Genomic DNA, 12,496 nt, shown 5'->3' on the forward strand with positions numbered 1-12,496 from the left:
ATACAAAGACATAGAGGTCGAATACGTAGAATACTCCATCGAAATAGATGAAAAATTCCTGGACAGGGTGGTCGAATATCTCAAAAACCATAGGATAAAAGAAGTAGTAGTGGTAACAACAGTTCAACATATCCATCAGATCCAAAAAATCAAGGAGAAGTTTTCTGAAGATGGTATATCAGTTATTCTGGGAAAAGGCGGTCGAACAGTATATCCGGGACAGATTTTAGGGTGCGATGCGGGTGCTGCTTTCGCAGCACCCGCTCGTACCGTTCTCTACATCGGCGGTGGACGGTTCCATTACCTGGCAATAAGGAGAGGGTTAGACGTGCTCGATAGAAGAGTCATTGCAGCCGACCCGTTCAACAGAACGGTTAAAGATGTGACAGATGAGATCAACAGGTATGTGAAGGCACGTCGCGGGCTCGTTGTAAAGGCATCTGAAGGTAACGTATTCGGCATAATCGTCTCAACAAAACCGGGTCAGTTCAACATCCGGTTGGCCGAAGAGGTCAAAAGAAAACTCGATGAAAAAGAAAAGGACAGTCATATACTTGTGTCCGACACTGTTGACTGGGAAGCACTCCAGGATTACTCGTATATCGACGCTTTCATAAACACTGCATGTCCGCGGATTGCGGACGACTGGAGGTCTGTTAATAAACCGATAATAAACACTGACGAATTAGAATTGTTGTTTCAGTTGATGAAAAGATAAAAAAGACGATATGATTTCCTCCATCCCTTCATTTTTATTCTCCTTTTATTCCTCTTAGTTTTTTCCTTAGGTTATTTTTCTTTGATTATCTTTTCTTTCAGAGGCGTGTTTGTCAGACCTACGGGACCGCTCACGTTTTCTCGTAAGATGTTCAACTGCGATACGAACCTTGTCGGTATATTCCTTCTGGTCACACGCATCAGGAAGGTCTCCGCTCTGGATAGTCCTATCCTGTGCGACATGCTCCTTTAAACCTTCGGAAACAGACGCGTCCGATACCAGTCCGTACTTAAGCATCTTTTTCAGTAGGTAACGTACAAGGTGCGATTCTTTACCGTCCGCACCGGTACCGCGCGCACCCGCCTTTTTTGTAAGTGCATTGACATCAGCGATGAGAAAGGTCAACAATTCTTTAATGCCTATAACGTTGATACCTGCCTCAGATAATTTTTTGGTCTGGTTTGTTGAAGGTTCGTGCCCTATAACCAGATAACGCAGCAACCGCGTCTCTTGAGTGAGTAAACCGTGCAACGGTGAAGCATCGCTTCTCAAGAATGCCTCCGCGGAACTGAACCACCTGTCCAAATCCTTCACAACACTGTCTATGCTCTTTGTGCCGAGATATTCTTTACATTGAACTACGGCAACAGTACCTTTCTTATAACCGAGCACGTCTATATCCGTCCATCCGGAAACACGTTTACCTGTTTTCTCACGCGGAATGAAGAAAAACACGTTGTCCGTCACAAGGTATCCGTTAGCCATGAAATACAGTTTTGCCAACTCCTCAAGATTACTGCTTAACATGATAACAGTATGTACGAACCGATTTATAAATATGACATATCGCAAATATGCGAAGTTTGAGCGAAGCTCAAATTTGGGTGAGAAGTTCCGAAGGAATGAACCGCATATTCGCTGTTAGTCGCCCTGAAGTGACGAGGCTTACGAAGTAAGCCGAAGAGTTTAAGGCGCTGACGATCCTTATTGTTTTCTTAACATAGTTATTGCTACTTTTTTGAATCCAAATGGATTATAAAATTTGAGAAGTTTTCCCTCATCTATTGAATCTGCATGAACCCAAAAATCTGTTTACACTCAATTCACAAGATCTTTACTCCAAAATTTGTATAACAAAAAACCAACAATTTTAGCCACTAGTATAGCTACAAGCACTCTTTTTTAGAAGATAAAATTGCATTTGGACTAATACCTGAATTGCAACTAACACAAATTATGCGAAGATGTTATTTATGCCAAAGATATCATGCGTACGGTTCGTCGTATCGCAAAAGTGCCTTTACAAACTTTTTTAAAGTGTTAGCACTAAAAATTAACACCTTATTATTATGTGTTTCATCAAAACGAGTTTAGTGGGGTTGAGTGAAATGGTAAGGAAAGAGTATGTTGTTGAAGAAGTGCAAAAACTGATGGAAAAGAAGAAAAACATCCGAAACATAGCGATAGTGGCACACGTTGACCATGGAAAGACGACACTCACCGACAGTTTGGTAGCAAGAGCAGGACTGTTATCAAAGGAACTGGCAGGACAGGAAAGAGTCATGGATTTCGATGAACAGGAGCAGGCACGGGGTATCACTATCAAGTCAGCAAACATATCTCTAGGGTTTACGTTCGAAGGCGAAGATTATCTGATCAACCTCATCGACACACCAGGACATGTGGATTTCGGCGGACACGTGACACGGGCGATGAGAGCGGTCGACGGTGTTGTTGTAGTTATCGATGCGGTTGAAGGTATCATGCCGCAAACAGAGACGGTTCTTCGTCAGGCCATGAAAGAGCATGCCAAACCTACAGTATTCGTTAACAAGATAGACCGACTCATCAAAGAGTTGCAACTCACACCTGAAGAAATGCAAAAGAGGCTTACGAAGATCATAGTGGGAGTCAACAAACTGATAGACCAGTACGCTCCAAAACAGTTTAAAGATGATTGGAAGATCAGCGTTGAGAAAGGCAACATAGCGTTCGGGTCGGCATTCCTCAAATGGGCCGTCAGTATAAATTCCATGCAGAGAAACAAGATAACGTTTAAAGACATAATAGAGAACTGTCTGAACGGTCGGGACGACGTTTTGGTTGAAAAATCACCGATCGATGAGGTATTACTCGAGATGGTTATCCGACATCTGCCGGACCCTGTCACTGCTCAGAAATACAGAATCCCTGTCATATGGCACGGTGACCTCGAATCCGAAGAAGGTAAGGCAATGCTCAACTGCGATTCTAACGGTCCGATGGTTGGAGTGGTGTTCGGCGTAGTTGTGGACAAACATGCAGGTGAGGTGGCAGTAGTCAGACTGTTCTCGGGACGTATCAAGAAAGGTGACGAGGTCTACGTTGCTTCAAAGTTCAAGAAGGAGAAGGTGCAGCAGGTAGGTATATACATGGGTAAAGACAGAGTACCGTGCGAAGAAGTTACTGCCGGTAACATCGGCGGTATCGTCGGATTGAAAGATGTGTTTGTCGGTGAAACGATCTCTGCCAAACCGATCGAACCGTTCGAACAGATCAAACATTATTCAGAACCTGTAGTAACAAAATCTATCGAAGCTAAAGACAGTAAGGACCTTGCCAAACTCGTTGAAGTGTTGAGGGCGTTGACTAAGGAAGACCCGACACTGAGAGTTGAAATCAACCAGGAAACAGGGGAACATCTCATCTCCGGTATGGGAGAACTCCATCTCGAGATCATAGAACACAAGATCCAGAAAGAAAAAGGTATACCTATCATAACATCGCCCCCGATCGTTGTGTACAGAGAACGCGTACTCGGTAAGTTCGGTCCCGTCGAAGGTAAGTCGCCGAACAAACATACCAAACTGTACTTTGTGGTCGAACCGTTGGAAGACAGCGTACTGAAAGCCATAGAAGAGGGTAAGATAAGAGAAGGTAAACCGAAAGGTAAGAGTGATGTAGAAGCGTTTGTAGAGGCAGGGTTACCGAGAGATGAGGCGAAGAGAGTTGTAGACGTGTACAACAAGAATATACTGATAGATGATACACACGGCGTCCAGTACCTTAACGAGATCATGGAACTGGTTATACAGGGTTTCAGGGAAGCCATGGATAAAGGTCCGCTTGCTAAAGAGAAGGTGTTCGGTACAAAAGTGCGTCTGGTCGACGGTACCATTCACGAGGACCCTGTCCACCGCGGTCCTGCACAGATAATACCTGCCACAAGAAACCCGATATATGCAGCGATGCTTAGTGCAGGAGTGACATTGTACGAACCTAAACTACGCGTACTGATCCAGGTACCGCACGATTATGCCGGTGCAGTCATCAACATGGTACAGGGCAAACGCGGACAACTCGAATCGATAGAACAAGAGGGCGAGATATCCACCATCAAAGTCAAGATGCCTGTGGCGGAGATGTTCGGTTTCTCCAACGAACTGCGCGGTGTAACGCAAGGTAGAGCGATTTGGTATCAGGAATACCTGGGCTACGAACCGCTACCGAAAACACTGCTGGACAAGGTGGTGAGACAGATAAGGGAACGAAAAGGTGAGAAACCCGAACCGCCAAGCGCAAAGGATTTCATGAGTTCTTAATTTTCTTTTTCGATTTTTTCCGTCTTCTTTTTGCACCGTACTGCAAAGCGCCTTTGCGAATAATTCTTTATAAAACATATCCTTAGAGTCAGATGGTTAACTGCATGAGTTATGTAGAGAGTTAGAGATTTTGTTCACAATCGCAACTGCAAAGAGCATTAACGCAACTTTTATAAAACAAAAAATCTACGGTTAATCATGAAGAAAAAGAGATTGAAAACAAAGATGAAGAAGTTGATATCGCTTTCTCTCGTGCTCTTCAACATGGGTACGTTTTCTCCTTTAACAGAACTTTCTCCGCATAAATCAACAACAATCAACCCGAAAACCGCCACAGTAGAAACCCTGGTTTCCACAGTCAAGAAAACAGAGTTGAACGAAGAAAAACTTTCTGAAGAAGCAAAGATGCTGATGAAGAACGTTAGAGATTTCTATGAACCGGAACCGTACGTTGCGGGTTCTGCAATAATAGGATATTACAAGTACGTATCCGAAACAGATAGGGAATACTTTGACATGAAGATACTTGAATACATCAAGCGTTTGGAAGAGAAAAAGAAGTACAACTTTGCGGGTTTCCTATGTTTAGAACATGTTGAAACCAATGGAGAACTATTGAAACCCAGCACGTTTATTATGTTCCTCAGACTGGCAGAAGAGGAATATAAAAAGGCATCTGTTTACCTTAACAAGATAGGAGATAAGAAGGCTGCAAAAGCCTACAAAAATTCTGCTAAAGAGATCGATGACCTTATCAACAGACGTCTCTTAAACAGGCAATAAAGGATATCGAAGAAGACGTTATGAATACCGAAGGTCGCGAATATCTTAAAAAATACTATTATGAACGAAATGAGTAGATTGCTATTTTGACGACCAGATAATTATTGAGGATAACTATTGCGAAAACGGTAACGGACCGGTAAACTGGATCTTCCCTTCAACAACCGGGAAACTCATATCATTAACAGACGTCCCTGTGACGGACAGGTTAGCACGGAGGAATGTACCGCGACCCAATGCGATGTTCATCTCTCCTGAGAAGAGCGTTTGTTTAAGTGCTTTGACCGGGTCGGACGCTTCGCTGACAGCGGCATAACTGGCAGTAACCTTCAACTGGAAGGATGCAGTCAACCTCTCCTCCAACGAAACACCGTAAACCGATAACTTGTTCAACTGGTTAACATCCAGCATTACACGCCATCCGACACCGTTCCCGATGTAACCTTCAACCTGCCATCCCTGATTAAACCTTGTGAACGAACCTCCGGCAACGGTTTTACTACCGAGTTTTGCACCCAACTCCAGCCCTGCGACCCGCCTGCCGGACCACAATGCCAAGGACCAGTCACCTTTCCCTATTCTCACACCGCCCAACGTCTCATCACCGTACGACACAGGGGTTCCGAATAGCAGACCGAACCCTTTGTAATCGAACATGCCGACCGTATACAGCATCTCCTTATCGTTTATAGGAACCGTTGACCAGGTAAGCTTCGCATCCAGCCCGGACCTGGCGTTCGTGTACCCGATACCCAGGAATTGTGGACCGGTAGAAGTTATCACCGGTGCATAATTCCGCAACGATTCAACAACCGTAGAAAGACGTTGAGCATAGGATTTAAGCATCGTTCTTCTTACCGAGGCGTCCGATTCCATTACCGGATAATCCTCACCAAGGTCGGAACATATATCTTCTATACTGTCGGAGATCTCATCGGCATTACGAACCTCTACTGTGTTCTGAGGTCTTCCGACTTGACGATTACCGTAGAACGTCAACCATCTGTGATCATCCACGTAACACCTGGAAACCGCGCCGTAACTCTCGACCTCATCCCTCAATCTGTAGAACATCCTGGTGTTTGTTCTCATACCGAACACGTGGACATTACGGATACCGTAACCTATCACCAGGTCTGCCGTATCAGTGCTAGCATGAAAATTCCACAATGCACCCATCGACCAATTCTTCTTTTCTACCGCACCGCCAACTCTGAAATAGTCATTGAACTCCGCAAACGCGATGGTTCGCATGGTATCCAGGATCAGGTCTTCGTATTTGAGTGCAACGTTTACAGAAGGTAACGGAAAGACGGACTGGTTTGTAACGATTAACGACAACGTTCTGACGCGCGGGCGTTCGCCCGCGCGCAGAACTCCGCCTGAAAAAACACGCTCATACTTTTCACCTTTTACTATTAATCCAGCCGCTCTACCTTCCTTTTCAGAAACCGTGATCGGAACCTCTGCACCTACAAAATATCCGTAATCTCCCGATGAAAAGGAATAATAATCACGATGGTAGGCCGTCGCACCTATGATCACAGGCACGGAACCGAAATCGCGCATCATCTCGGCATACCATGCCTGTTCGTTGAGGAAATCGTTGAAGGACCTGTCATAGATCACTCTGTACCATCGTCCCTTATGTAAAACGTAGATATCAAAAGATGAAGAACCGACATTACTGTCGTTCATACCTTTACGTTCGGACCTATCCACATGACCGAGAACCACAAAGTTGGCACCGTTTGACACAGCATTGAGTTTTGCGTTGAACTCGTCATCTACACTTTCCAAACCCATCTCGGTATCCTTATACCTTTCAGAAGCCCAACTAACGAACGAGTCGTAGAGGAGTAATCCGTACATATACATGTTGTTGGTATGAGAGGACACGGATCTCACAAGCGTCTTCTCAACGACCTGACCTTCTGCATTAATCCTATCCCAATAGGAATCAGAATAAACTGCAACCTCACCGGCACCGCGCGGTCCGTAGACCTCACCCTTCACTTCTATCTCTCTGGTACCGGGCATGATGAGAAAAGGTGCGTATACATCCACACGGTCAACACCGGGTAACCTTAACCCTTCCAGCACCCTGCGAAATACGTTGTCAAGGTTCGATACCACACGTTCGGGTAACACCGCCATCTTCAATTCAGGTTGTGTTACGAACGGTTCCGGGAACCATGCAGATATCCCTGACGCACCGATGAACCGTTCCACCTGGTCATAGTTGTACCTGTTGGTCTCCGTTATGTTCAGATTCATAACAAACCGGTTCCATTGGTTCAGAACCTCCTCATTCAGTTCCGGCACACCTGCAACATCCTCAACACGCAACTCGGGTGGTTTGACCTTGATATGTCCGGGTTCGGTCGATTCGACGTTTTCATGGAAAAGTTCGTCCGTGAGTGTACCGCGTGCGGTAACACCTATCTCCGAAAGGTATCGTTCTACTGGTTTATGTGATCCGGAGACGTTGTACAGGATCGATATGTGTTGAACCGCTTTACTTAATATCTCTGTCCGGTCTGCATCATCACGAACCTTGACTAAAACGTCATCGACAAAAGATAACCCGTCCTTTGTAAACATGTATCCTTCCAGATGTTCCGGGGCGTTGGAAGAAACGGTCAACAACCCGTTGAATGTTTCGTCGTTCACCGTCTTCAAAGTTTTATCACTCTCGTGAGCGCGTACAACCAATAACATCGTGATCGGGTCCCATTCGTCTATCTCAACGTTGTTCGTTCCATCAGGTAATGAGATCAAACGATGTGAAGACATCAGGGTTTGATAAGAGCCGGGTTTAGAACCTGTGAACCGATGGATCTCGGAGAACAGGGTGTCGCGTTCAGCAACGATGCGCGTTATCGCTTCCTTGTACATCTGGTAAGCGCCGCCTCCGGCGGCGCTTACATCCGAGAAGAGCGCCTTTATCAGTTGACCCTCCTCACCGTACATGAGAGAGATAACATGGTCAGCAATCAACATGTTGTTCTCCAACGTATTCAACGACTGTTTCACATCATCGCGATGCCAGAACCCTTCTGCGGACACGTTTGATGTCGGCTCATTTACAAACTCTTTGACTGCGCGGTTGAGTGATGTGACAGCGGTCGCCGTGGACACGTACCTCTCATAGAAGGAGCGGAACGATTCGGTGGTGACGTTCACCTTACCGGTCCCGTCCATCATACCTGTGAACATAAGTATCTTGCGTAACGTCTCATCCTCTTTGCTCTTCTCCTCAAGTTTGCGGTTAAGGGTTTCGCGTCGGCGGTTACGGTCCTCTTCGGTCTCGCCCTTGTTGATGTACTCGGAAACGACCGTCTCTGCCATATTAACTGTAAGATACAGAGAATAAAGGTCCGTCGGCGGCATGGACCACAACCTGTTCAGGATAGAACTCATCTTATCGGCTGTTTGTTCTGCCTCATCAGTTAGAAGCGATGCAACGTTCACAGGAACGCTTTTCATCATCCCCCGCTGTTTGATATACTCGCGAACATGTTCTTTGAGAGTGTTCAGATCTGCGTAGTATCCGTCTACGGTGAAGTTCTGAACCGTCTCGATGTAATAGAAAAAATCTGACGGCGAATCACCGTTCGATACCGCGTTGTCTATCGCGCGTTGGACGGTTATAAAAGGACGTTTTCTTCCATCCACATACCTGTACACCATCTCTATCATACGTTCGGTTGTCTCGTTCCATTCCCATCCCTTTTTAACAAAATAGTTGCGCCACCATTCCACCGCCTTCGACCTGGAAGGCGCATGTCTGACATCCAAATCATCGATCATTCTTTGTGTTACCATCGGCTCACCGACATACTTTTGAAACGTGTTCACAAACTCGTCTCCTGCTTTATATCCGTAAATGTTTTGTCATCCAGTTGGCCGTTCTTCCAATACTCTTCCAACAAACTCAATACCTTCTTCCGGCAGGCAGGAAACTCACGGTACAACCGTGAGAACGTATCACCGACATCATAGAGGACCGACCAGGAAGACCCTTTTGCCATCTCATCAAAAAGAAACCTCAACCCCTTGTCCAACACTTCTTGACCTTCTGGACCCGCTTCCTTAACCTGATGGATCAGTTCTGTAAGATATTCTTTCACCTGGGATTTCTGTCTCAATCTGAACCTGTACCTCTCCATAGGGTTTTCGGGAGGTTCCTGTGTCAGGAGGGATAACCTCTTCTCGTCAAAAAGGGACCTTTCTTCGGACACCGGTTCCATAACACCACCGCCTTTTTTCCCATCGGAAGATCACTGTTCAATCCATAATAGATAAGCAGATGTTATTAAACCTTTTGATTTTCACAGAGAAAAGTGTTCAGTAGGCACGCCATACGTAAACAGTCAGGTTAGCCGCGCATGTGGAACCGCCATGTTCGAACGGCGCAATCCTCGTCACCTTTGCAACTGTAGCGTTCGCTGGATAAACGGAACCTGCGTTCTCATCGAGACCGCCGCATGTCCCGAAGGTTTTCACACTGATATAATAATCGTACCCTGCCGTGTGCAGTTTGGACCTTGCGTCTTCGTAATGATCATTAGAATAATTTTTCAGTGCCGTCCATTTATCGTAAGATAGAACGCGGTTTGACCACGATGTTGCCAGACCGAACGTGTTCGCGTTCGCAGGGTTGGTTTCCCAATCGATAGGGTCGCCGGGTGATGACATGAGTTGGTCTGCAATACGGAACGCAACCATGTATTCAGGGTTACCTCTCGCATCGATCACCGCCTGCATCAGGTACCAATAGTTTAGAACAGTACCGACGGTGACTAGGAAAAGTATTGCGCCAACCATTGCGTCGAGAGTGAAATATTGACCCCGTTTCATATTCTCCACCTTTCTATCATACGAATCACACAACATATCCTCTCAGGTTCTCAGCTGGTAGGACAGCAAGGATAACTGTTACTCACACTGATGTTTATGGTACCGTTCATGTTTCGGAGACAGAGACAATCCACAGCATCAGAAGTGAAGGATGTAACACCTGAAACAGATGAAGCGGTTGTCGGTTTTATAAAAACGTAGTCTCTGCCGTTCGCTGTAACGAACACACCTAAAACGTTCGATGTTATGTTTACCCGGTAACTTGTATCCATAACCTTCTTGGAAGGTATACGAAAACTCCCGTAGAACCCGTCACCTCCGGACACTGCGAGATTGATCATGTTTGCATAGGATGATGCGACCTCGTTACCTACCTCCTGACGCATCTGGGAAGCGATCAGACTGGATTGCGTTAGGAACGTGTACGAAACATAACCGAACATGAATATGAAGAGGGAGAGGAACGTGTAAAACTCTACTGCGGCCTGACCCTTCTTTCCCTCACACCTCCTTCCTCGACGAACGATATCGATAACATCAGTCATATCACATTACCTCCAACCTGACTTTCCCTCCGATATAGGAGATCTTAACCTTTTGCAAACCCGCACCCAACCGTCCTCCTGTCAGGTCCGAACCCGTTTCGTCCAAAGGCACTACCGTAACCCTGACAACATCAACAGGACCGGAATCTGCCCTGACAGTAAACACGATCTCGCCATGGTCTTCGTCGGCAGCGCGTACCGCCGCGCCGATAAGGCGCGGCGGGTACGCGACGAGCACGACCTTCTGCGCACCTTCACCCTGCATATACACCTGGTTGGCTGCATCGGCCAATATCTGAACGGTTGACCGGGCCTGACCTATAGCCGCATCTTCGGTGTTAAGGTTACCCACGAGCATAAGCAAAGGTATGCTGAAGGTCAAAACAAACCCCATCAGTATCAAAGATTCCAGGGATACCTGCGCACGCATCCAGCACCTTTTCCTTCTCGACGACAGGTTTACAAGGACCATCAACTGCACCTCACATCACGCGAACATTCAACATTGTTCTGAACCTCGTACCTACCTCTGGCAGCGTCCGACAGACCGAAATGACCTATCGGTGACCCGGTATCCTTGACCATATCTGCATTCTTGTTACCCGGCAGACCTTTAATGTAATCATCGATATCTATCCGATAGTGATGGTCGCCGTTCATACCACGTGCGTACTCCCAGTCAACCTTTGAATAATCATCGGGTGTCCATCTGCCTACAACGAACGATTCTATCGCAAGTTCCCTGCCCTTCTTATCTTCAGGATGTTCCAGCATACGTTGGAAGAAAGACGGCGCATGCATGTCACCTTCTGGATGAACATAGGATTCGCACATCGCCAACTTTCTCAAACCCTCTATGTTCCAGAACTCGTGATACCCGTCGAACAGATGATCGACCATCTCCTCCTTCTCATCATCAGAGGCGGTGTTGAACCCGGTCGTGTCCACCCAATACTCATTGTTTATCAGAACACGAGGTTCAGTTCTCTCAACCGTGTCGTTAATCGGATAATCCGATGCAACAGTGTCACCAAGAAAATCCAGTACATCATCCTTCTTTCTTGATGTCACGATATAGGGTTTGTTCAAAGGATTACTTAACTCCATACCGATACTGGGTGTTGCAACGGTTGAAAAGTTGCAGAGTGATTCAATCTCGCTTTCTGTCAGCACATCTTCGAAGTTAAACTGTCGTGCAGGGGTACCTGTCAAACAGGATGCAACCGGTCGAGAACACAGATCGCCCCAATTCCCAGAGTTACCGCACAGTTTGTAGTCCTTAGAACTTACGAACGTGCCGTTCACACAGTCAAACACGCAATCTTCTTCAGAATATTCTGTAACCTCAACACGCATACGACAGTAAACATCACCGGACCAATTACAGGATATCCATGGAAAACCATAAACAGGTACGAACCGCGTGCCATTAAATTCAAAATGCTGTGAGTTTTCATCTGTGTAATCGGTTGTTGTTGCGTTATACTTTACGTCAGTTACGATGTATCCGCCGAACGCGTCAAGCCAACCGTGCAATTCTATCTTATCCTTAACATCTTTCCATGGTCCTAGGAATATGTACCTCCATGCATTGGAGATATTTATTCTACTGACATTATCCGTTTGAACGATCGGTCCGTATACAAACCCTTTACCACGCGCCAATCTGGATGGAAAATGATTATCGACAGTTTTACTTTCAACGCGCGCGTCTGAGGGCTCAGGGTTATCCATATTTAGATACCTGAAGATCTGACGACGTGGATACGGAGGCGCGTCTGGGTCGTTCTTCATCATCCGTGAAACGAACGGGTCGATGAACCCGTCTATCTTAAAGGTTGTGTTGACGACTACCGTATCACCGACGATGCCAGCACTCCCGTCCAGAGTTGTAATGTTTCTGTCCACTTCAAAATACAGTTGAACCGTCCATGGGTCGACCTGTATAAAGGAGAAGTTTCTGGGCTGACTGAGGGAACAGTTCAGACCGAGCGCGTTACACGATG

At 46.2% G+C, this 12,496-nt stretch carries 10 protein-coding genes; 3 read left to right on the forward strand and 7 right to left on the reverse strand.

The features are described 5' to 3' along the window. Positions 1-718, forward strand: a 718-nt coding sequence (locus J7K41_04230; protein MCD6549883.1) for a 2-(3-amino-3-carboxypropyl)histidine synthase, incomplete at its 5' end; no start/stop codon positions are given. Positions 719-784: 66 nt separating this feature from the next. On the opposite strand, the gene J7K41_04235 is transcribed toward J7K41_04230, so the two are convergent. Further along, on the reverse strand, positions 785-1,525 hold the full coding sequence (locus J7K41_04235) for a hypothetical protein (GenBank protein ID MCD6549884.1): 741 nt from the start codon (positions 1,523-1,525) through the stop codon (positions 785-787). 581 nt (positions 1,526-2,106) lie between these two features. Here J7K41_04235 and J7K41_04240 point away from each other — a divergent pair. Both J7K41_04240 and J7K41_04245 read left to right on the forward strand, forming a co-directional pair. After that, positions 2,107-4,299: an elongation factor EF-2 gene (locus J7K41_04240; GenBank protein ID MCD6549885.1), complete on the forward strand. Its 2,193-nt coding sequence runs from the start codon at positions 2,107-2,109 to the stop codon at positions 4,297-4,299. A gap of 198 nt (positions 4,300-4,497) precedes the next feature. Further along, positions 4,498-5,082: a hypothetical protein gene (locus tag J7K41_04245; protein ID MCD6549886.1), complete on the forward strand. Its 585-nt coding sequence runs from the start codon at positions 4,498-4,500 to the stop codon at positions 5,080-5,082. A 114-nt stretch (positions 5,083-5,196) separates the two neighbouring features. Here J7K41_04245 and J7K41_04250 read toward each other — a convergent pair whose 3' ends face one another. From J7K41_04250 to J7K41_04275, 6 genes are all read right to left on the reverse strand, one after another. Continuing rightward, on the reverse strand, positions 5,197-8,910 hold the full coding sequence (locus tag J7K41_04250) for a hypothetical protein (protein ID MCD6549887.1): 3,714 nt from the start codon (positions 8,908-8,910) through the stop codon (positions 5,197-5,199). Positions 8,911-8,939: 29 nt separating this feature from the next. Continuing rightward, positions 8,940-9,335: a hypothetical protein gene (locus J7K41_04255; protein MCD6549888.1), complete on the reverse strand. Its 396-nt coding sequence runs from the start codon at positions 9,333-9,335 to the stop codon at positions 8,940-8,942. A gap of 97 nt (positions 9,336-9,432) precedes the next feature. Beyond that, positions 9,433-9,945 (reverse strand): hypothetical protein, encoded by a 513-nt coding sequence (locus tag J7K41_04260; GenBank protein ID MCD6549889.1) that lies wholly within the window; start codon positions 9,943-9,945, stop codon positions 9,433-9,435. A gap of 50 nt (positions 9,946-9,995) precedes the next feature. Then, positions 9,996-10,490, reverse strand: a complete 495-nt coding sequence (locus J7K41_04265; protein MCD6549890.1) for a hypothetical protein — start codon at positions 10,488-10,490, stop codon at positions 9,996-9,998. A 1-nt stretch (position 10,491) separates the two neighbouring features. Then, the gene (locus J7K41_04270; GenBank protein MCD6549891.1) at positions 10,492-10,962 is read right to left on the reverse strand and encodes a hypothetical protein; all 471 of its coding nucleotides are present in this window, start codon (positions 10,960-10,962) and stop codon (positions 10,492-10,494) included. Then, on the reverse strand, positions 10,962-12,496 hold a 1,535-nt coding region (locus J7K41_04275), incomplete at its 5' end, for a hypothetical protein (GenBank protein ID MCD6549892.1). The genes J7K41_04270 and J7K41_04275, both read right to left, overlap by 1 nt.

It is taken from the genome of Candidatus Micrarchaeota archaeon (assembly GCA_021163225.1).
Classification (GTDB): Archaea; Micrarchaeota; Micrarchaeia; order Anstonellales; family JAGGXE01; genus JAGGXE01.